A 19,360-nucleotide genomic window follows, 5' to 3' on the forward strand; every position below is an offset into this window, starting at 1 on the left:
AGCTACCGCTGGGCGGTGCCCCCGGCTCACAGGAGCCCCCTCTCGGTGAGCAGCGCGTGCAGCGCCGCCGCGGACTCCTGCACGGTCTGGGTGTGCGACTCGATGCGCAGGTCGGGGGCCTCCGGCTCCTCGTACGGATCGTCGACGCCCGTGAGCCCGGAGATCTCGCCCGCGGCCTGCTTGGCGTACAGCCCTTTCACATCGCGCACCGAGCACACCTCGACCGGGGTCGCCACGTGCACCTCCAGGTACGCCGTGCCCTCGGCCTGGTGGCGCTTGCGCACCGCCTCGCGGGAGTCGGCGTACGGGGCGATGACCGGAACTAGTGCCTTCACGCCGTTGCGCGCGAGCAGTTCGGCGACGAAGCCGATCCGCTGGACGTTGGTGTGGCGGTCCTCGCGGGAGAAGCCGAGCCCCGCGGAGAGGAACTCGCGGATCTCGTCACCATCGAGGACCTCCACCCGGCGGCCCTCGCCGCGCAGCCGCTCCGCGAGCGCATACGCGATCGTCGTCTTGCCCGCGCTCGGCAGACCGGTGAGCCACACGGTGGCGCCCGTATCAGGCACGCTCATGGATATCTCCTGGTCCGTCATCAGCCGTGCAGTCCGCACTCGGTCTTGTTCCGGCCGGCCCAGCGGCCGGCGCGGGCGTCCTCGCCCTCCAGCACCCGGCGGGTGCACGGGGCGCAGCCGACCGAGGCGTAACCGTCGGTCAGCAACGGGTTGGTGAGCACGCCGTGCTCGGTGACGTAGGCGTCCACGTCCTCCTGCGTCCAGCGTGCGATGGGAGAGACCTTGACCTTCTGCCGCTTCTCGTCCCAGCCGACGACGGGGGTGTTCGCCCGGGTCGGGGACTCGTCACGCCGCAGGCCGGTCGCCCACGCCTCGTACGCAGCCAGGCCCTCCTCCAGCGGTGCGACCTTGCGCAGTGCGCAGCACAGGTCCGGGTTGCGGTCCTGCAGCTTCGGGCCGTACTCGGCGTCCTGTTCGGCGACCGACTGGCGCGGGGTGAGCGTGATGACGTTGACGTCCATCACGGCCTCGACCGCGTCACGGGTGCCGAGGGTCTCCGGGAAGTGGTAGCCGGTGTCGAGGAACACCACGTCCACGCCCGGTCGTACGCGCACGGCCAGATGCGCCACCACGGCGTCCTCCATGGAGGAGGTCACGCAGAAGCGGCCGCCGAAGGTCGTGTCGGCCCAGCGCAGGATCTCCAGCGCGGACGCGTCCTCCAGGTCGCGGCCCGCCTGCTCGGCCAGCTCCCGGAGCTCGACCGCCGTGCGCTGCGGTGCGGTAGTCATGCCGTACTGCCCCCTTCATCCGGTTCGTGCCGCAGGCCGGCGGCCAGCAGCCCGAGAAACGAAAGGCGGAACGCGCGGTTGCAGGACGCGCATTCCCAGGCCGCGCCCTTCCCGGGGGAGGTGCCCTCCTCGGAAGGCCGCAGGTCCTCGTCGCCGCAGTACGGGCAGTAGAACGGTGCCGCTCTCTCACTCATGACAGCGATGCCTCCGAGGCCCTGGCCGCCCACTGGGCGAACCGCTCGCCGTCCTCGCGCTCGGCCTGGAAGCGGGTGAGCACGCGCTCGACGTAGTCGGGCAGTTCGGCGGAGGTGACCTTCAGGCCGCGGACCTTGCGGCCGAAGCCGGCGTCCAGACCGAGCGCACCGCCGAGGTGCACCTGGTAGCCCTCGACCTGGTTGCCGTCCGCGTCCATCACGAGCTGGCCCTTCAGGCCGATGTCGGCGACCTGGATACGAGCACAGGCGTTGGGGCAGCCGTTGAGGTTGATGGTGATCGGCTCGTCGAAGTCCGGGAGCCGGCGCTCGAGTTCGTCGATGAGCGAGGCGCCGCGCTCCTTGGTCTCCACGATCGCGAGCTTGCAGAACTCGATGCCGGTGCAGGCCATGGTGCCGCGCCTGAACGGCGAGGGCTCGACCTGGAGGTCCAGCGACTCGAGACCGGAGGCCAACGACTCGACCTGGTCCTCCTCGACGTCGAGCACGATCATCTTCTGCTCGACGGTGGTCCGCAGGCGGCCCGAGCCGTGCGCCTCGGCCAGGTCGGCGATCTTGGTGAGGACGGTGCCGTCGACGCGGCCCACGCGCGGGGCGAAGCCGATGTAGTAGCGGCCGTCCTGCTGGCGGTGGACTCCGATGTGGTCGCGCCACTGCTGGACCGGCTGCTCCGGGGCCGGGCCGTCGGCCAGCGTGCGCTTCAGGTACTCGGTCTCCAGCACCTCGCGGAAGCGCTCGGCACCCCAGTCGGCGACGAGGAACTTCAGCCTGGCGCGGGTACGCAGCCGCCGGTAGCCGTAGTCGCGGAAGATGCCGACGACGCCCGCCCAGACTTCCGGCACGTCCTCCAGCGGGACCCAGGCGCCGAGCCGGACGCCGACCTTGGGGTTGGTGGAGAGCCCACCGCCCACCCACAGGTCGAAACCGGGGCCGTACTCGGGGTGGTTCACACCGACGAACGCGACGTCGTTGATCTCGTGGGCCACGTCCAGCAGCGGCGATCCGGAGATCGCGGTCTTGAACTTCCGCGGCAGATTGGAGAATTCCTTGCTGCCGATGAAGCGTCGGTTGATCTCGTCGATGGCCGGGGTGCCGTCGATGATCTCGTCCTCGGCGATGCCCGCGACGGGGGAGCCGAGGATCACACGAGGGGTGTCGCCGCACGCCTCGGTCGTCGAGAGCCCGACGCCCTCCAGCCGCCGCCAGATCTCGGGCATGTCCTCGATACGGATCCAGTGGTACTGGACGTTCTGGCGGTCGGTGATGTCCGCGGTGCCGCGGGCGAATTCCTGGGAGATCTCACCGACGACGCGGAGCTGCTCTGTGGTCAGCCGGCCGCCGTCGATGCGCACGCGCAGCATGAAGTAGCGATCGTCCAGCTCCTCCGGTTCCAGGATCGCGGTCTTGCCGCCGTCGATCCCCGGCTTGCGCTGGGTGTAGAGGCCCCACCAGCGCATCCGCCCGCGCAGATCGGCGCCGTCGATCGAGTCGAAACCGCGGTGGGCGTAGATCGTCTCAATGCGTGTCCGCACATTGAGACCGTCATCGTCCTTCTTGGTCTGCTCGTTGGCGTTGAGCGGTGTGAAGTGACCCTTGGCCCACTGGCCCTCGCCGCGGTGGCGGCCGGCCTTGCGGCGGGTCGATGCAGCGCTCGCGCGTTCTGGGGTGGCGGCCATGGGGTTTACGTCCTTCGGGGGCGGTCAAAGGTGCGGGATTCGGCGGAGGGCGCACGTCTGACCTGCGAAGCTGCAGGTGTCCCCGGCACGGCGCAGCAGCGTGTGCGGCAGGGCGGGTCAGGTGTGCACGCTCGTCCGCAACGATGGGGACGGCGGTCGGTACGACGCTCGAAACGGCGGTGCTGAGACTGTCAGCCCGCCGGACAGATGGCGCTGGACATGCGGCCGAGGTCGACATGGCGCCGACTCACCAAGGCAATTCCAGCTCGAGACATGGCGAAAGCGTGTCATGGCACTCTCAGGAGCGTCCACCGGCATCCATTATGTGGACAGCGATGTCCCATTCTGCGAGACGATGTGGTGAGGGTCACGCGCCCCTACGCACCGGGCCACGGGCCGGGAGCCGGCGTCTCCGGCTCCTCGGCGGTCGAGGTGTCGAAGAGCCGGAAGCCGCGACGCCGGTAGTTGTCCAGCGCGAACGGCCCGTCCTTGCTGCAGGTGTGCACCCAGACGCGCTTGGTCGGGGCGATCTGCGGATGGCGTTCGGCCAGGTCCCACGCGCGGGCCGTGCCCTCGCTCAGAAGATGGCCGCCGATGCGGCGGCCGCGGAATGCGGGGATCAGACCGAAGTAGGCGATCTCGACGACACCTTCGCCCTGGGCCTCCAGTTCGATGTACCCGGCCGGGGTCCCGTGGTCGTACGCGACCCAGGTCTCCACACCCGGCCGGTCCAGGAACGCCTGCCACCGCTCGTACGTCCAGCCCAGCCGGTCGGTCCAGGTCACGTCGCCGCCGACAGCCGTGTAGAGAAAGCGGCTGAACTCGGGCGAGGCGACCTCGGAGCGGGCGACGCGGACACCGCTGTCCACCGCCGGCGGGTCCGCGGGCGCGAGGTCGGCGGGCGAGGTCTGCTCCAGGGACCAGGTGGTGACCATGATGCTCATGGACCACAGCCAACCACGGCCGTGTGTGCGGTCCCACTCGGGCCCGGGTTCCGGCGTCCCGGTCCGGGCCCCGGCGCGGGGTGTGATGCATCATGCTCGCCGGGACCCGCACGGGTGTCTCACATTCCGGACGACAGGATGTGCGCCGGTCATCCGGGCCCGGGTCGTCGGTCATCCGGGCCCGGGTCGGCGGTCATCCGGGCCCGGGTCGGCGGACGTCCGGGCCCGGGTCGGCGGACGTCCGGGCCCGGGTCGGCGGACGTCCGGGCCCGGGTCGTCGGTCATCCGGGCCCGGGTCGTCGGTCATCCGGGCCCGGGTCGGCGGACGTCCGGCCCGGATCAGCGGACGTGGGTCATCCGGGCGAAGACGACCACGTTTCCGGCGTAGCCCTTCGCCTTGGAGAAACCGCCACCACACGTTATGACGCGCAACTCCGGCCTGCCCGTGTCCCCGTAGACCCGTCCGGCGGGGAACTGCTGCTTGTCGAACACCTCGATGCCGTAGATCTCGAAGACCGCCGTACGGCCGTCCTGCCGGTTCACCTCCACCGTGTGGCCCTTCTTGAGGGCGCCGAGGTTGTAGAACACGACGGGCCCGGCCTTGTTGTCCACATGCCCGACGATGACCGCGGTCCCGTTCTCGCCGGGAGTGACGCTGTCCTTGTACCAGCCGGCCAGGTTCTTCTCCGTCGCCGGAGGCGAGGCGACCCATCCCTCGGGGTCGAGGCCGACCTGCATCAGCGGTGCGTCGACCCGGATTGCGGGGATGGCGACGCGGCTCGGGAGGGATGTGCCCAGCGCCTCGGGCACCGGCTTCTTCGGCGCGCTCCTCGCCGGCGCCGGCGAGGACGCGGTACGGGTGTCCGCCGCGGACTCGGAGGTCGGCTGCGGCGGACCCGACTCCTGAGCGACGCCGTTCCGTATGAGAGCCACACCGATGAGGAGGGCGAGGATTATCAAACCCCAGGGCGAGCGCTTCTTGCGTACCGGCGCATAGGCGCCGCGGCCGGGGCGGTTCCTGGAAAACATCTGTCTCCCCCTTGGCGTGATCCGTGTTGTCCCATTGGTGGCGATTGGTTCTCTCGGCACGCTAGGGCGCGGTGGTTGGCACGGCGACCAGGGGCGGGCGAACGGGTGGCGTGCGCGCTGCGGGCGGGAGAGCCCCACCCGGCCGGAGCATCGCCGCATGCGCGCCGGGCCGGGGCGGGCCAGCGTAGGAACATGTACGCCTCCCGGGCCGTCGTGGCCGCCGCCGTCGCCGTGGTCGCTGCCGGCCTGCCCGCCGCCGGCCTGTCCGCTCCGCCCGCGGCCGCGGAGCCGAGCCGGCCCGGCCCGGGCGACATCGTCGTCACACCGAGGACGGTGAAGCAGGGCGACACGGTCACGATCACGGTCGGGGGCCGGAGCTGCCGCGGTACGGGCCGCGCCTATGACGCGATCGTCGAGTCCAACGCCTTCCCGCGCACCCGGCTCACGGGGCAGCGCGGTACGTCGTCCTCGGTCGCCCGGCCCCGGATCTTCGCGGCCGTCGAACCCGGTATGCACACGGTCGCGGCAACGTGCGGCGGCTGGACCGTCACGGGCGGACGCTTCCGGGTGGAGCCGCGCGATGGTGGACGGACCGGGGAGGACCGGGTCGCGGGCGGCGCCAACCGGCAGGAGAAGGCGGGGAAGGCGGGGAAGGCGGAGAAGGCCGGCGGGCCGAAGGGGAAGGGCGACCGGGCGGCGAAGGAGCGTGAGGCCGGGAAGGGCGGCACGAGCGCGCCGGGTGCAGGAGCCGCGCAAGGTGCCGACGCCGTCGTTCCTCCACACGGCGTTGCCACCGCCGCGCCGCCGCCCGAGCGCAGCGCCCCGGCGATTCCGCAGAGGCCGGTCCGTGCCGGTGTCGGCGGCGGTTCGCAGCGGGTGCCTCCCGTCACCGTCGCGCTGGGGGTCGGTCTGGTCTCGGCGTCGCTCGCGGCCGGCGGCTACTACCTCATCCGCCGGCGGCCGTCGGACCTGACCCCGTAGGTCACTCGGCCCCGCTCCGAACCCTGTTCACCAGGAGCCTCGTTGGCCTGGACGCGCGCGGCACCCCCGACATCAGCCGCCCGTCGGACCTGACCCCGTAGGTCACTCGGCCCCGCTCCGAACCCTGTTCACCAGGAGCCTCGTTGGCCTGGACGCGCGCGGCGCCCCCGACATCAGCCGCCCGTACCGCCTCTGCCGCCGGTACCGTCCGTGCCGCCCGTACGGTCCGTGCCGCCCGTTGCGACCGTACTGCCCCTGCCACCCGTCCCGCCCCTGCCGCCGGCGCCCGGCGGGGGCCCGCCCCCCGGCGCACGCGCCGCGATCAGCGCCGGAGCCGTCGAGTGCGGCAGCAGGTCCGCGGCGTCCCGCGGGGTGAGCAGCTCGACCCGCACCCCCTCGGCGAAGCGGTACGGGCGGTGGTCGAGCACTCCGGCCAACGTCCGCCGTACGCGCGACAGTTCGGCCCGCACCGTCACCTGGCGATCGGGTTCACCGAAGAGATCTCCGGCGAGCTGCGATGCCGTACGGCCCTCGGGATGGCACGCCAGGACATACAGCAACTCCGCGTGTCGCGGCGACAGTTCCTGGCTCCAGCTGCCCGCCGCGCCCGTGACGGACAGCGATGGCTGCCCGGACCGGCGCAGATCCAGGACGACCCGGCTCGGCTCGGCGCCGTCACCGTCCCCGAGGGTGACGGCGTCCTCGACGCGCAGCAGCCAGCCGTCCGGCAGCGGTTCCGCAGTGCATGTGCCCAGCGCGGGGATCCAGACCCGGCCGGCCCGGACGGACTTGGGAAGCTGCACCCGGTCCAGGGGCAGCATGCCGGTCACCCCGGCCGTCCACCCGGCGCGGTCCACCGCCAGCGCTCGGCCGCCCACCCGGGCCAGGACCGGCGCGGCCACCGCCCTGAGCCGGTCGACGGCCACCCGGTGCTGCTCGCGCAGTTCGCCCTCGGCGACCCGGGCGACCGCGGTGACCAGGGCGAGCGTCGAGGGATGGATCGCGGCGGCGGGGCCGGTCACGTTGACGACGCCCAGCAGCCGCCCGTCGCGCGGGTCCCGTACGGGCGAGGCCGCGCACGAGAGGGTGTGGAAGGCGCGGACGAAGTGCTCGGCGGAGTGGACCTGCAGGGGGGACCGGGAGACCAGCGCGGTGCCGATGGCGTTGGTGCCCGCCACCTCCTCGGCCCAGCTCGCGCCCACGCAGAAGCCGAGCTGGTCGGCCTTCCGCTGGACTGCCGCGTTGCCGTCCCGCCACAGCAGCCGGCCCTCGGCGTCACTGACCACCATCATGTGCCAGGCCTCGTCGGCCTCCGCCATCAGACCCTCGCGCAGGGTCTGCAGCACCGAGGCGAGCGGGGTGGAGCGGCGCCGGTGCTCGACCTCGTCCAGGCCCAACAGGCCCGAGTGGCCGCCCTGGTCGGGGTCGACACCGTGCCGAAGGACCCGGTGCCACGACTCGTCGATCACCTTGCGAGGGGTGAACCGCGCCGGCGTGCCGGCCAGCGCGGCCGCCCGCACGCCGCTGAGGAGTCGGGTGGCATGGCGGGTTCCCATGGCCGACAGCCGGGCCATGTCCAGCGGTTCGTCGTTCACGGATCCGGTCTCCGAGATGGACAGGGAGGGCGATCGATGCGGGAAAGGGCGGGTCCGGGCAGTTCTGCTCGCCTTGTGGCGTCGTGCTCTCCATATGGTGCCGCCGGTCGCCGCGACTGCGCGGGTACTTGGCGTAATTGCTGCAACCCTCCGCAACGTTTGTGCGCGACGGCGGAAGCGCACCAGAGTGGGGCACGTACGCGGACGGGGGTGGTGCCGTGTCGGCGCGGCGCCACCCCGGTTCGGGGGCGGACGGCTCCTTCGGATGCCTCCCCCGGATCCTCAGAGCGGCACGCGCGCACGCTCCACGACCGACGCCAGGTCCAGAGTGTGCGGAAGCGTGCCGAACGAGCCGCCCCAGTCGCCGCCCAGTCGCGAGGCGCAGAACGCGTCCGCGACTTCGGGCGGCGCGTACCGTACGAGCAGCGAGCCCTGGAGCGTGAGCGCCATCCGCTCCACCAACCGCCGCGCCCGTGCGTCGATCCCGCTCAGATCGGCGAGTTCGGTGAGCATGTCCTTGATGGCGTCGTCGAGACGGTGGTCGGCGCCGCGAGCCTGTCCGAGTTCGGTGAGGAACGCGTCGAGGGCGGCGGGTTCGCGTTGAAGCGCACGCAGCACATCCAGCGCCTGGATGTTGCCCGCGCCCTCCCAGATGGAGTTCAGCGGCGATTCGCGCAGCAGCCGCGGCATGCGGGACTCCTCCACGTAGCCGTTGCCGCCCAGGCATTCCAGAGCCTCGACCGCCACCGGGGTGCAGCGCTTGGTCACCCAGAACTTGGCGGCCGGGACCGCGATGCGCAGCAAATGCCGCTCCGCTTCCGTCCCCGCGTCGTACGCGGCGGCCAGCCGCAGCGCAAGGGTCGTCGCCGCCTCGGACTCCAGCGCCAGATCCGCCAGGACGTTGCGCATCAGGGGCTTGTCGACGAGCAGCCCGCCGAAGGCGCTGCGGTGCGCACTGTGGTGCACGGCCTGTACCACTGCCTGGCGCATGACCGACGCCGCCCCGGTCACGCAGTCCAGCCGCGTCGCCGCGACCATGCCGATGATGGTGGCGATGCCGCGGCCCTCCTCGCCGACCCGGCGTGCCCACGTCGTCCCGTCGAACTCGACCTCGGCGGAGGCGTTGGAGCGGTTGCCGAGCTTGTTCTTGAGCCGCTGGATGCGGAAGTGGTTGAGGGTGCCGTCCGGCAGCACGCGGGGGAGCAGGAAGCAGGTCAGGCCGCCCGCGGGCCCGCCACGGGAGGCGCCCTCGGGCACCTGGGCCAGCACCAGGAAGCCGTCCGACATGGGAGCGGAGCAGAACCACTTGTGGCCGGTGAGGGCGTACTCGCCCTCGGCGGCGAGCGGCTCGGCCCGCGTGGTGTTGGCGCGTACGTCGGAGCCGCCCTGCTTCTCGGTCATCGCCATGCCGACGAGGGCGCCCGGTTTCCGGTCGACGGGCCGGAGCTCCGGCACGTAGATCCGTGAGGTCAGTCGCGGCTCCCAGGCGGCAGCCAGCTCCGGCTCGGTGCGCAGGGCGGGGACCGCGGCGTGTGACATGGACACCGGACAGCCGTGGCCGGGGTCGTTCTGCGTCCACACAAGGAAGGCGGCCGCGCGCCGCACGTGCCCGCCGGGGCGGGTCCAGGCGTCCGTCAGCCCGTGGGAGACGGCCTTGCGCAGGAGGCGGTGCCAGGCGGGATGGAACTCGACCTCGTCGACGCGGTGGCCGTAGCGGTCGTGCGTGTGCAGCACCGGTGGGTTCTCATTGGCCTGGTCGCCCCACTCCTGCGCCTGCGCGGAACCCGCGGCCCGCCCCAGCTCCCCGAGCTCCTCCCGGACCTCCTCCAGCCGCTCCGGTGCGGTGTGCCGGGCCACGGCCTCGCCGAGCGCGGCGTCGGCTCCGAAGACGTCGTAGCCGGTGAGCGGCGGAGCTTGATTGGTGACGGTGTGAGTCGAGGCTCCCATGACAGATACGTTAAGGAGGTGCGAGCAGCAGAGTCATCCCCCAGGCGGTCGACGAGCCGCTGGCGCAGGGCACGCGCCCTTTATCCGCATGTGTCCAAACGGCGAGTGGCCTGGCTGCTGCTGAAGGACACGGTCAACTCCTGTGTGGAGTACCGGATTCTGGGTTTGGCCGCCGAGGCGGCGTTCTTCACGCTGCTGTCGCTGCCGCCGCTGCTGCTGGGCCTCATCGGGCTGCTCGGCTATCTCGACGACTGGACCGGCACCGACACGATCGACAGCATCCGGCAGAACATCCTCACCGCCTCGGGGACCGTGCTCTCCGACCGCGGCGTGGAGGAGATCGCCCGGCCCCTCCTGAACGACGTCACCCGGGGCCGCCCCGACGTCATCTCGCTGGGCTTCGCCCTCGCCCTGTGGTCCGGTTCCCGGGCGGTGAACGTCTTCATCGACACGATCACCGTGATGTACGGGCTCGACGGGGTCCGCGGCATCGTCAAGACCCGACTGGTCGCCTTCCTGCTGTACCTGATCGGCCTGGGCGTGGGGGCGGTGGTGCTGCCGCTGATGGTGGCGGGCCCGGATGCGGTGATGGACGTCGTGCCGTGGAGCGAGGGGCTGGTACGGGTCCTGTACTGGCCGTTGGTCCTCGTGCTGTCCGTGGCCTTCCTGACCACGCTCTACCACGTTTCCGTACCCGTACGGTCACCGTGGGTGGAGGACATCCCCGGTGCGCTGGTGGCCCTGGCGATGTGGGTCCTCGGCAGCTTCCTGCTGCGGATCTACCTCATCAACACCGTCGAGGGGCCGACGATCTACGGATCGCTGGCCGCGCCCGTGGCCGTCCTGCTGTGGATCGGCGTCTCGGCGTTCGCCGTACTCGTCGGGGCGGCGGTCAACGCGGCGATCGACCGGGTGTGGCCGTCGGTCGCGACCGCCGCGGCGCGCGAGGCGAACGAGCGTGTCCGTGAGGCCGCGGCCGAGGAGCTGATCGCCCGGGCGGCGGCGCAACGGGCGGCCAGGGCCCGCCTGGACGACTCCGAGGAGGAGTGGGAGGAGGACGATCCGGAGGAGGGTGACAGCGAGCCGCCGTCCGAATTCCCCGAGCGGTGGGCCCAGTTCCTGCCCCCGGAGGACGTCAGGGCGCGGCTGCACGCCAAGCGGGACGAGTAGCGGACCGATCGACCGGACCGATCGACCGGACCGGGCGCGCGGCGGGGCCCGCAACGGTGCCGGACCGGCAGCGGGTGCGAGCCGGGGGCGGATGCGGGCGGGTGCGGGCGGGTGCGGGCGGTCAGCGGACGTGACGGGAGAGGAGCTGGGCCGCGCGGGGCGCCTCCTCGTGCATCAGCCGACCCACGAGCGCCCCGCCGAACACGACGACCCCGACGCCCACCAGCCACGACTGGACCACCAGAACCGTCCCGAAGGGGCCGTAGGTCACGGCACTGGACGCGATGAGCGGCGAGAACACCAGCCGGGAGAAGACCCGCAGTCCGATCAGGCCGATGGCCGTGGAGACCGCGCCGGGCAGCAGCGCACCCCAGCCGACCCGGCCCCCGAGCAGCAGGCGTTGCGACCACCAGAAGAACAGCACGGCGCTCAGCGCCGCGCTGAGGAAGTGCCACAGGGTCCGCAGGAAGTCGCTGGTCGTCGGCTGGCGGTCCTGGGTGATCTGGGCCGACACGAAGAGATAGCCGATCAGCGCGGCCAGCCAGATCATGTGCCGCCACATGGTGTGCCAGCGCGCAGCCGACAGCTCCCACACCTTCTCGTAGCCGGTCTGGACGGCCGAACCGAACGTCAGGCCGAAGACGCAGAGCGCGGCGAGACCGAACGCCGTCGTGGCCTCCAGCGCCTGCCGCGGCGAGGCGAACAACTCCTCGACGTCGGCCTGGGCACGCGTCGAGACTCCGAGACCCTCGCTCAGCCACTCGGCGAAGCCCTGGCCGTTCGCCGGGTCGACCGCGGCGACGACGATGAGCAGCGGCACCAGCGTGAGGAATCCGAGCGCGGCGAACCCCATCGAGCGGTGCATCAGCTCCATGTCGCCGGCCCGCTGCCATCCGCGGGCCGCGGCGGAGCGGAGGAGTCCGTGATACAGCCTCCTCCACGCCGATGCGCCGCCCTCGGCCCCGGAAGAGTTCTCGCGCATGGAATGTCGCTACCCCGTGGGCATCACCGGAGTGCGACGGGGCACGGAGAGACCCCGGAATGGCTCAGACGTACGGACGCGGGGCTGGACGCGGGGACGGCCCGGCCGGAGAAGGCTGGGCCGCGGGCGGGCTCGGGCGTACGGCCCGGGGGGATGCATTGCGGGGCTCAGACCGTGAGGCGCTCGCCCGGAGCGATGACCCGTACCTCCGTTCCGGGCGCTGCCACCCGTGCGGCGCGGACGTAGTTCTGCGGATCCCGATCGGCCTTGGTGATCAGCCGGTCCCCGACCGGCCCGCTGGAGTACGCGTAGTGGTGCGGTACCGCCACCCGCGGCCGCAGCCACGAGGTCAGGGTGGCCGCCTCCTGCGCGCTCATCACCACCTGCCGGTTGAACAGCGGGCGCAGCCGTAGACCGTTGGTCGGGACGAGCAGCAGATCGATGTGGGGGAAGCGCCCGGCCAGCTCCTGCAGTTCGGGGACCAGCAGGGTGTCCCCGGCGAAGTAGACGGTCTGCCCGCCGCCTTGGACGACAAAGGTGACCTCGTACACCTTGTGCCGGGCCGGGACGGCGGTGACGGTCAGGTCCTCGAGGCGGAACGAACCGCCGCTCGCGCCGTCACCGGTGCCGTCCGTCCGCCCGGCCCGCCCCGCATGGGCGCCGAGCCGGGTGCTCTCCCAGGGGTAGAGGGCGCGGACCTCGCGGAATCCGGCTCTCCTGGCCCGTTCGACGACGGGCGCCGCGACGAGCATCGGCACGTCCTTGTCCCGATAGGACGCGAACGCCTCGAGGTCGCAGTGGTCGTAGTGGTGGTGGCTGATGAGGACGGCGTCCAGGTCGGGCAGGTCCGCCACGCCGAAGGCGATCGGCTCCCCGGGGTGGTAGGCCGTCCGCTCGCTGAACCAGGGGTCCGTGAGCAGCGTCAGACCGCCGATCTCGATCAGAAGGCAGCTGTGGGTGACCCTGGTGACGGCGAGTGGTGCGTCCATGGCCTCCTCCCGGGTGCGCGGAAGGCCTCTCCCTACCCAGTCTCACACCATGGCCGCGCCGCCGCCTCCGGCGGAAGGTCACTCCTCGTTGCTCTTGCTGATCTCCCAGAAGCGCGGGACGGTCGAGGCATCGAGGCTCCAGGCGATACCGAACACGTTGTCCCGGGCCACCGCGTACTGCTTGCCCTGCCACAGCGGCAGTACGGGCAGGTCGTCGGCGACGATGGACTGTATCTCCGCGAACTTCCCGGTGGTCACGAGCCGGTCGGGCTGGGCCACCGTCTCGGGGATGAGCTTGTCGACGATGCGCTTCGACAGGTAGTTGTTCGCGACGATGTTGTTCCGGCTGAAGAACGGCGAGATGAAGATGTCGGGGTCCGGGTAGTCGGGCACCCAGCCCTTGACGTAGGCACCGTACTTGCCCTTGGCGATGCCCTTTTCGTACGCGTCGAGGGGGACGCTCTTCACGTCGACGTCGAACAGCCCGCTCGCGTTGAGCTGCCGGGCGACCTCCTTGACCGCGGGCACGGTGCTGGCCCCGAAGCGTATGGGGGTGGCCCACAGCGTCAACTCGACCTTGCCCTTGATGCCGTCCTTGCGCAGCGTGGAGGCCGCCTTCTCCTGCTGCGGCCGGTCACCGTACTTGTCGAAGAACGGCGTCTTGTGACCGGTGATCCCGGCGGGGATGACCGAGTACAGCGGCTTGGCGGTGCGCTGGTACACATCGCGCACCAGGGCCTGGCGGTCGACGAGGTACGCGATGGCCTTGCGGACGCCGAGCTTGCCCGCCACCGGATCACGCATGTTGAAGACCAGGTGCATCACCTCGGCGCTGGCGCCGTCGACGACTTCCACTCCCCGCCGGTCCGAGTCGGTCGCGGTCTCCAGTTCGTGAATGTCCTGCGCCGCCAGGCCGCGGTAGGCGAAATCCACAGTGCCCTTCTGCACCGCCTTGCGCAGACCGGCCTGGTCGCCCTCGAAGAACTTCATCGTCATGCCGGAGTTCCGGACGTCGGCTTCGCCCTTGTATCCCTCGTTGACGGAGAAGACGGCCTTCTTCCGGTCGAACGAATCCAGTGTGTAAACGCCGGAACCGACGACCTTGCCGTCCGTGCGCAGTTTGTCCGCCGGGTACTCCGTGTGGTCGACGATCGCGCCCGCACTCGAGGCGATCTTCATGGGGAACGTGGCGTCGGAGTGCTTGAGATGGAAGACGACCGTCTTGCCGTCCGGGGTCTCCACCCGGTCCAGGGACTGGAGGAGATAGGACGGGCCTTTGGGGTCCTTGATCTTCAGCGTGCGCTTGAAGGAGTACGCGACGTCCTCGGACGTGAGGCTGTTGCCGTTGCTGAACTCCAGCCCGTCCTTCAGCTCACAGCGGTACACAGTGCTGTTGCCGTCGGTGAAGGAACAACTGTCCGCGGCTTCCGGCTGGGGGGTGTTGGAGCCGCGCGGGAAACTGATCAGAGACTGGAAGACGTTGTTGAACACCATCCAGGAACCGACGTTGTAGCCCGAGGCCGGGTCGAGGGACTGCACCTGGTCGGTCGTCCCCATGACGACCGCCTCCCCCTCGCTGCCACTGCCGGCCTCTCCCGCACCGCACCCCGTCAGCAATCCAGCGACTGTTCCCGCTCCGAGCAGACCTGCCAGCCACCGGCGACGTATCCACAACTGCACGTTCTTCACACTTTCCGTTCGCCTACCGGTGCGCCCATGCACCGTGGGGGGAGTCGGCGGCCGCTCTCGGTCACCCGAACTCCCTGATTGGGGTGGAAATTCGGGAAACTGCTCCCCGGAGAAGAGCGGATCCGATCCCATACCGTAGACGCCGTACTGACTCGCAGTACAGCCGGGGGCAGAACTCGTTTGCCGGACGGCAAGGCGAATCGCCGAGGGCCGCCGGAGCCGTCACGGGGAAGGCCACCGAAAAACCATTGGCGCCCCCGTACAGCGCCGGATTAGGCTTCGCGAGACCCCGGCGGGGGCCTTATATGGGGCCCCGCCATCCAGTCGTAGAAGACCGGGAGGTGAGGACTGATGACCGTCGTTGCGATGAGCGCTTCCCGCATCCAGAAGACCATCGATCCCACCTCCGTGGTCTCCGGCTGACCGACGGCCCGCCGCCGCTGCAGGCCCGCCGTCCCGCTCGCCGAGGGACCACCCCCTCGAAGGGTTCATCCCGTTGAACAACCACACTTCGCACCTGCTCGCGCCCTACGGCTGGGACAGCGGGTTCGCCGAAGACTTCTTCCCCTACGCCGACCGCGGCCTCCTGCCCGCGCGGATCGTGCGGGTCGACCGCGGCCGCTGTGACGCGGTCATCGCCGGCCCCGGTGGCGAGGGAGTCCTGACCGTACGGGCCGACACCGCGCCCGTGTGGTCACCCGACCCGCTGCGGATCGCCTGCACCGGCGACTGGGCGGCGCTCGACCCCGACCAGCAGGTTGTACGGGCGTTGCTGCCGCGCCGTACCGCGTTCCTTCGCTCGGCATCCTCCAAGAAGTCGGAAGGACAGGTCCTCGCCGCGAACGTGGACCACGCCCTCATCGCCGTCTCCCTCGCCGCCGAACCGGACCTCGGCCGGATCGAGCGGTTCCTCGCCCTGGCCTGGGAGAGCGGGGCGCGGCCGCTGGTCGTCCTGACCAAGACCGACGTCGTACCGGACGCGTCCGGGCTCGCATATCTGATCGCCGACACGGAGGCGACGGCTCCCGGCGTCGATGTCCACGCGGTCAGCGCGGTGACCGGGGAGGGGATGCACGTGCTCGCCGCCTCGCTCGGGGGCGGCACGGCAGTTCTGCTCGGCCAGTCCGGCGCGGGCAAGTCCACCCTCGCCAATGCCCTGTTGGGCGAGGACGTCCAGGAGGTCCGGAGCACGCGCGACAGCGACGGCAAGGGGCGGCACACCACCACCACCCGCGATCTGCTGCCGCTGCCCGGCGGTGGCGTGCTGATCGACACCCCGGGGCTGCGGGGCGTCGGACTGTGGGACGCGGAAGCGGGGGTCGGTCAGGTCTTCGCCGAAATCGAGGTGCTCGCCCGCGCGTGCCGTTTCCACGACTGCGCGCACACCGTGGAACCGGGCTGCCGTGTGATGGAGGCGCTGGAGAGCGGCGAACTCCCGGAGCGCAGGCTGGAGAGCTACCGCAAACTGCTGCGCGAGAACGAGCGGCTCGCCGCCCGCACGGACGCCCGGCTGCGGGCGGAGATCCGCCGGGACTGGAAGCAGAAGCAGGCGCTGGGGCGTCACATGATGGAGCGGAAGCGGGGGAGGTACCGCTGACGGGTGGGACTTGGCCCTGGGCCCTGGGCCCTGGTGCTGGGGTTCCGGGGCCTGGTGCTGGGGCTTGGTGCTGGGGTTCCGGGGCTTGGTGCTGGGATCTGAGCGGGGGTGCCCGGGGTAGTGAAGTCCGCTTGTGCGGCGGCCGGTTGGCACGGGTGGCACACGCCTCCGGCCGGGACGACTCGTCTCCTCGCGCAGCCGCAGGGGACGCGGATGCAGAGGTGGTGGGCATTCGCCTCACCCGTACGGTCCGGGCCGTGCAGGGTGGGTGGGGCCGCGCTCAGGTCTCGAGGCCCCAGCTGTGGATCTTCCGCGGATGGATGCGGATGACCTCCTCGCTGAAGTGCGGGCCGAGCTGGTGCGGACCCACGAGCAGCTCCGCCTCGCCGCGGATCTCCACACCCCGTACCGCCCATGGGCGCACGCTGGCGAGGTCGTCGACGACCAGAGCAATCTTCGGATTCGCTTGCAGATTGCGCCACTTCTTGGTGGCGCCCATGCGGTAGCCGCCGATCAGGATCGTCCCGTCCTCCTGCGGGAAGAACCCGACGGGGTTCGCCTGGGGCTGCCCCGTCGGGTCCACGGTCGCCAGACGCCCCAGGTGCTGGGTCTTCAGATACGCGCGTTCGGCCTCGCTCAGTTCCGTCATGGCGACAGGATCACACCGCCCTGGCCAACCCGCATCGGCAGCCGGACCGAGGTCCTCGTGCAGCCCGTCATGGGCCGGGCGGGACGGACCCGACCCGAGCCGTACGGCGTGCGGCGTGGGGCGTACGGCGTACGGCGTGGGCCGTGCGGCATGCGGAGTGGGGCTTGCGGCGTGGGCGTGCGGTCACGGCGCGTACACGTGTGCGCCTGCCCCCGGTCGCGTGCCAGGTGGTCACCCCGCGGCCACCGCGCCGGTCCACGCGCCCACGACGAGCAGGCAGGCGAAGAGCTCGATGAGCAGGCCGAGCCCGATCGCCCGCATCGCGGCCCGGGTCGACGCCCAGGCGTTCCCGTGGTCGCCGAGCCGCGCCCGCTCGGCGCCGTAGATCCCGGCCACGAATCCGATCACCGCGCCCACGACGGGCAGCAGGAAGAACCCCACGACCCCCGCCGCCCCTCCCGTGTAGAGCGTCTGCCAGGGGATCCCCGCGTCTTTCATCCGGCGCGCGGGAAGCAGCCACTTGAGCGCCTGGTTCAGCAGAAGGACTGCCGTCGCGCCCATCAGCACCCACCAGGCGAGCGCCGTCTTCTCGGTGAGAGCCCACCACACCGCTCCGGCCCACACGACCGGGGGGCCGGGGGCACCGGGGATCAGTACGCCGAGGAGGCCGAGCAGCATCACCAGTCCGACCGCGACCAGTTGCCAGGTCCCCATGGGCCCAGCGTGCCGGAATGCGACGGACAGCGCTTCCCAGAAGGAAGTGCCCGCGGAGGCCGGTGGGGACGCGCCGTCGACGGGTGGTCGGCACGCGGCTCGGTAGGTGGTCGGCACGCGGCTCGGTAGGTGGTCGGCACGCGGCTCGGTAGGTGGTCGGCACGGCGGCTCGGTAGGTGGTCGGGACCCGGCTCGGTGCGTGGTCGGGAGGCTGCACAGCAGGTTGGTCGGGAGCTGGCTCGGGGGGCCCGTCCGGGGCCCGGCTCGACCGGCTGTCGGGGTGCGGCTCGACCGGCTCTCGGGGTGCCGCTCGTCCGGCGGTCCGGGCCCGGCTCGGGTTCGCCCCTACCGCCCGTCCGTGCGGGGGTCCTCGCGTGCCACCCAGCCCAGCTCGTACGCGTGCCAGCCGAGCTGCAGCCGCGTGGACACCCCCGTCAGTTCCATGAGCCTCTTCACCCTGCGCTGCACGGTGCGCAGCCCCAGATCGAGCTGTTTCGCCACGCTCGCGTCGGTCAGCCCGGCGAGCAGTAGGGAGAGAACCTCCAGGTCGGTGGCGTCCGGCCCGTCGGCCCCGCCCTCGTACGGGACGCCATCGGCGCCCAGGTGCAGGGGGAGGGCCTCGCGCCACACCCGCTCGAACAGGCCCGTCAGCGATTCGAGCAGTCCGCTGGCGTGGACGACCACAGCGGATGGCTCGGAGGCGCGGCGCGTCAGCGGGACCATCGCGAGGGCGCCGTCCGCGATGACGAGCTTGGTGGGGACGCGGTCGATCACCCGTACCTGTTCCCGGCGGCCGAGCGCCGCCCTCAACTCGGTGATCCCTGAAGGCCCGGAGAGGACGTCGCGCTCGATCACCACGCGATAGCCGACGCCGCGGTTGGACGCACGCTCCTCCGCGTCGTTGTCCATGCCCCGCACCGTGGTCGGCCTCCCCGTGACCAGCGCGCAGACCTCCTTGGTGGCGCCGAGCTGCAACTGCAGGAACCGGTGGGCGACGGCGCCCGCGCCCGTCACGACCTCGACCAGATCGTGCACTGCCGGTTCGGCGGCCTGGGCCCGGTACTCCTCGGTGAGGAGCGCCGCCGCGAGTTCGGCCTGCTCCAGTTCATGGCGCTGCTGCCGCAGCAGTGCACCCAGCGCGACCGCGGGCGGGGCGGCCACCCAGCGGCCGGGGCGGGCGGAGGACTGAGCGGCGAGTCCGTGCCGTTCGAGACGCCGCAGGGTGAGGGCGGCCTCGTCCTCCGGCAGCGTCAGCCGGTGCGCGAGATCGGAGACCTCGGCGGCGCCGAGTCCGACCAGCGTGCGGTACGCCGACTCCTGTATTGCGTCGAGACCGATCGCGCTCAGCATGTGACTCCCCTGGATCCCCTGGGCACCCGGTACCGCGTGGTGTTGCGGCGGTATCGCGTGGCGATGGTGGCGGAAATGAGCCACGGCGCAAACCCGCCGCGAGCATCATCCCCGCAAGGGCGGCCACTCTGCCAAGGTGTCGGAACTGTGGTACAGGCCAACGCCCCGTCAGCCGCTGCGCCCTGCGGAGCCGTGCGCCGGAGGTGACGGCCCCGCCACGGTGACGCTGCCGGACGGGTCCTGCCGTGGGGGAAGGGCCCGTCCGGCGTCCGCGGCCCGATGGCCCGGCCGCCCCGCGTCCCGGTACACAGGTGCCGTGCGGGAGGGCCCTGCACCCCGATGGCCCGGCGCACTTCTGCGGTTCGCAAGCGCGGGCGAGCCCGCGCGCCCTTCCCGACACGGCTCGGCAGTGGACAATTGAGGGCATGAGCCAGCCCGGGGAGCGGCGCCACGAGGACGACTGGTGGCGGGAGTTGTACGACGAGGGCACGCCGGACACGGGGCCCGCGCCCGGAACGGACTCGGTGGACGACCGC

General features: G+C 71.5%; 18 protein-coding genes. 3 read left to right on the forward strand and 15 right to left on the reverse strand.

The genetic code is table 11. The features are described from left to right. Nucleotides 1-26: 26 nt before the first annotated feature. From cysC to AB0M26_RS03845, 7 genes are all read right to left on the reverse strand, one after another. The gene (cysC, locus tag AB0M26_RS03815) at nucleotides 27-593 is read right to left on the reverse strand and encodes an adenylyl-sulfate kinase (protein ID WP_365253988.1); all 567 of its coding nucleotides are present in this window, start codon (nucleotides 591-593) and stop codon (nucleotides 27-29) included. Beyond that, a complete protein-coding gene (locus tag AB0M26_RS03820) occupies nucleotides 593-1,300 on the reverse strand; it encodes a phosphoadenylyl-sulfate reductase (RefSeq protein WP_365253991.1) in 708 nt (235 codons plus the stop codon). Before AB0M26_RS03820 ends, cysC begins: the two co-directional genes overlap by 1 nt. Further along, nucleotides 1,297-1,494 carry a hypothetical protein gene (locus tag AB0M26_RS03825; RefSeq protein ID WP_365253994.1) on the reverse strand — a complete coding sequence of 66 codons (198 nt, stop codon included), beginning with the start codon at nucleotides 1,492-1,494 and terminating at the stop codon, nucleotides 1,297-1,299. The genes AB0M26_RS03820 and AB0M26_RS03825 overlap by 4 nt, the downstream gene beginning before the upstream one ends. After that, entirely contained in the window at nucleotides 1,491-3,188 is a 1,698-nt protein-coding gene (locus AB0M26_RS03830; RefSeq protein ID WP_365253997.1) for a nitrite/sulfite reductase, read from the reverse strand. The genes AB0M26_RS03825 and AB0M26_RS03830 overlap by 4 nt, the downstream gene beginning before the upstream one ends. Nucleotides 3,189-3,379: 191 nt before the next feature. Next, a complete protein-coding gene (locus AB0M26_RS03835; protein ID WP_309471194.1) occupies nucleotides 3,380-3,463 on the reverse strand; it encodes a putative leader peptide in 84 nt (27 codons plus the stop codon). Between the two features lie 102 nt (nucleotides 3,464-3,565). Further along, the gene (locus AB0M26_RS03840; protein ID WP_365254000.1) at nucleotides 3,566-4,132 is read right to left on the reverse strand and encodes a GNAT family N-acetyltransferase; all 567 of its coding nucleotides are present in this window, start codon (nucleotides 4,130-4,132) and stop codon (nucleotides 3,566-3,568) included. Nucleotides 4,133-4,471: 339 nt separating this feature from the next. Continuing rightward, nucleotides 4,472-5,161, reverse strand: coding sequence for a class F sortase (locus AB0M26_RS03845; protein WP_365254002.1), 690 nt, complete (start codon nucleotides 5,159-5,161; stop codon nucleotides 4,472-4,474). A 192-nt stretch (nucleotides 5,162-5,353) separates the two neighbouring features. Here AB0M26_RS03845 and AB0M26_RS03850 point away from each other — a divergent pair, with 192 nt between their 5' ends. Next, the gene (locus AB0M26_RS03850) at nucleotides 5,354-6,142 is read left to right on the forward strand and encodes a hypothetical protein (RefSeq protein WP_365254005.1); all 789 of its coding nucleotides are present in this window, start codon (nucleotides 5,354-5,356) and stop codon (nucleotides 6,140-6,142) included. Nucleotides 6,143-6,315: 173 nt separating this feature from the next. Here AB0M26_RS03850 and AB0M26_RS03855 read toward each other — a convergent pair whose 3' ends face one another. Both AB0M26_RS03855 and AB0M26_RS03860 read right to left on the reverse strand, forming a co-directional pair. Next, on the reverse strand, nucleotides 6,316-7,716 hold the full coding sequence (locus AB0M26_RS03855) for a GAF domain-containing protein (protein ID WP_365254526.1): 1,401 nt from the start codon (nucleotides 7,714-7,716) through the stop codon (nucleotides 6,316-6,318). Nucleotides 7,717-8,019: 303 nt separating this feature from the next. Then, nucleotides 8,020-9,684, reverse strand: coding sequence for an acyl-CoA dehydrogenase family protein (locus AB0M26_RS03860; protein WP_365254008.1), 1,665 nt, complete (start codon nucleotides 9,682-9,684; stop codon nucleotides 8,020-8,022). An 18-nt stretch (nucleotides 9,685-9,702) separates the two neighbouring features. Here AB0M26_RS03860 and AB0M26_RS03865 point away from each other — a divergent pair, with 18 nt between their 5' ends. Next, on the forward strand, nucleotides 9,703-10,854 hold the full coding sequence (locus tag AB0M26_RS03865; RefSeq protein WP_365254011.1) for a YihY/virulence factor BrkB family protein: 1,152 nt from the start codon (nucleotides 9,703-9,705) through the stop codon (nucleotides 10,852-10,854). A 121-nt stretch (nucleotides 10,855-10,975) separates the two neighbouring features. Here the strand turns inward: AB0M26_RS03865 and AB0M26_RS03870 are convergent, their stop codons facing one another. The 3 genes from AB0M26_RS03870 to AB0M26_RS03880 form a co-directional block, all read right to left on the reverse strand. Continuing rightward, nucleotides 10,976-11,836 carry a YhjD/YihY/BrkB family envelope integrity protein gene (locus tag AB0M26_RS03870; protein ID WP_365254014.1) on the reverse strand — a complete coding sequence of 287 codons (861 nt, stop codon included), beginning with the start codon at nucleotides 11,834-11,836 and terminating at the stop codon, nucleotides 10,976-10,978. Between the two features lie 167 nt (nucleotides 11,837-12,003). After that, nucleotides 12,004-12,825 carry an MBL fold metallo-hydrolase gene (locus AB0M26_RS03875; RefSeq protein WP_365254017.1) on the reverse strand — a complete coding sequence of 274 codons (822 nt, stop codon included), beginning with the start codon at nucleotides 12,823-12,825 and terminating at the stop codon, nucleotides 12,004-12,006. Between the two features lie 78 nt (nucleotides 12,826-12,903). Further along, entirely contained in the window at nucleotides 12,904-14,493 is a 1,590-nt protein-coding gene (locus AB0M26_RS03880) for an ABC transporter substrate-binding protein (protein WP_365254529.1), read from the reverse strand. A 517-nt stretch (nucleotides 14,494-15,010) separates the two neighbouring features. On the opposite strand from AB0M26_RS03880, the gene rsgA reads away from it, so the two are divergent. Beyond that, nucleotides 15,011-16,111, forward strand: coding sequence for a ribosome small subunit-dependent GTPase A (gene rsgA / locus AB0M26_RS03885; protein ID WP_365254020.1), 1,101 nt, complete (start codon nucleotides 15,011-15,013; stop codon nucleotides 16,109-16,111). A gap of 280 nt (nucleotides 16,112-16,391) precedes the next feature. Here rsgA and AB0M26_RS03890 read toward each other — a convergent pair whose 3' ends face one another. The 3 genes from AB0M26_RS03890 to AB0M26_RS03900 all read right to left on the reverse strand — a co-directional run bounded on the left by AB0M26_RS03890 (nucleotide 16,392) and on the right by AB0M26_RS03900 (nucleotide 18,824). Beyond that, nucleotides 16,392-16,760: a PPOX class F420-dependent oxidoreductase gene (locus AB0M26_RS03890; RefSeq protein WP_365254023.1), complete on the reverse strand. Its 369-nt coding sequence runs from the start codon at nucleotides 16,758-16,760 to the stop codon at nucleotides 16,392-16,394. A gap of 231 nt (nucleotides 16,761-16,991) precedes the next feature. Continuing rightward, nucleotides 16,992-17,474, reverse strand: coding sequence for a DUF456 domain-containing protein (locus AB0M26_RS03895; protein WP_365254026.1), 483 nt, complete (start codon nucleotides 17,472-17,474; stop codon nucleotides 16,992-16,994). 345 nt (nucleotides 17,475-17,819) lie between these two features. Then, on the reverse strand, nucleotides 17,820-18,824 hold the full coding sequence (locus AB0M26_RS03900; protein ID WP_365254029.1) for a helix-turn-helix domain-containing protein: 1,005 nt from the start codon (nucleotides 18,822-18,824) through the stop codon (nucleotides 17,820-17,822). Between the last annotated feature and the right edge of the window lie 536 nt (nucleotides 18,825-19,360).

It is taken from the genome of Streptomyces sp. NPDC051776, assembly GCF_040681345.1.
In the GTDB taxonomy this organism is placed as follows: Bacteria; Actinomycetota; Actinomycetes; order Streptomycetales; family Streptomycetaceae; genus Streptomyces.

What these genes read in the sequence shown, in the direction of transcription:
- cysC (WP_365253988.1), bottom strand. Translation starts at nt 593, where the DNA reads ATGACGGACCAGGAGATATCCATGAGCGTGCCTGATACGGGCGCCACC.
- AB0M26_RS03820 (WP_365253991.1), bottom strand. Translation starts at nt 1,300, where the DNA reads ATGACTACCGCACCGCAGCGCACGGCGGTCGAGCTCCGGGAGCTGGCC.
- AB0M26_RS03825 (WP_365253994.1), bottom strand. Translation starts at nt 1,494, where the DNA reads ATGAGTGAGAGAGCGGCACCGTTCTACTGCCCGTACTGCGGCGACGAG.
- AB0M26_RS03830 (WP_365253997.1), bottom strand. Translation starts at nt 3,188, where the DNA reads ATGGCCGCCACCCCAGAACGCGCGAGCGCTGCATCGACCCGCCGCAAG.
- AB0M26_RS03835 (WP_309471194.1), bottom strand. Translation starts at nt 3,463, where the DNA reads ATGTCTCGAGCTGGAATTGCCTTGGTGAGTCGGCGCCATGTCGACCTC.
- AB0M26_RS03840 (WP_365254000.1), bottom strand. Translation starts at nt 4,132, where the DNA reads ATGAGCATCATGGTCACCACCTGGTCCCTGGAGCAGACCTCGCCCGCC.
- AB0M26_RS03845 (WP_365254002.1), bottom strand. Translation starts at nt 5,161, where the DNA reads ATGTTTTCCAGGAACCGCCCCGGCCGCGGCGCCTATGCGCCGGTACGC.
- AB0M26_RS03850 (WP_365254005.1), top strand. Translation starts at nt 5,354, where the DNA reads ATGTACGCCTCCCGGGCCGTCGTGGCCGCCGCCGTCGCCGTGGTCGCT.
- AB0M26_RS03855 (WP_365254526.1), bottom strand. Translation starts at nt 7,716, where the DNA reads ATGGCCCGGCTGTCGGCCATGGGAACCCGCCATGCCACCCGACTCCTC.
- AB0M26_RS03860 (WP_365254008.1), bottom strand. Translation starts at nt 9,684, where the DNA reads ATGGGAGCCTCGACTCACACCGTCACCAATCAAGCTCCGCCGCTCACC.
- AB0M26_RS03870 (WP_365254014.1), bottom strand. Translation starts at nt 11,836, where the DNA reads ATGCGCGAGAACTCTTCCGGGGCCGAGGGCGGCGCATCGGCGTGGAGG.
- AB0M26_RS03875 (WP_365254017.1), bottom strand. Translation starts at nt 12,825, where the DNA reads ATGGACGCACCACTCGCCGTCACCAGGGTCACCCACAGCTGCCTTCTG.
- AB0M26_RS03890 (WP_365254023.1), bottom strand. Translation starts at nt 16,760, where the DNA reads ATGACGGAACTGAGCGAGGCCGAACGCGCGTATCTGAAGACCCAGCAC.
- AB0M26_RS03895 (WP_365254026.1), bottom strand. Translation starts at nt 17,474, where the DNA reads ATGGGGACCTGGCAACTGGTCGCGGTCGGACTGGTGATGCTGCTCGGC.
- AB0M26_RS03900 (WP_365254029.1), bottom strand. Translation starts at nt 18,824, where the DNA reads ATGCTGAGCGCGATCGGTCTCGACGCAATACAGGAGTCGGCGTACCGC.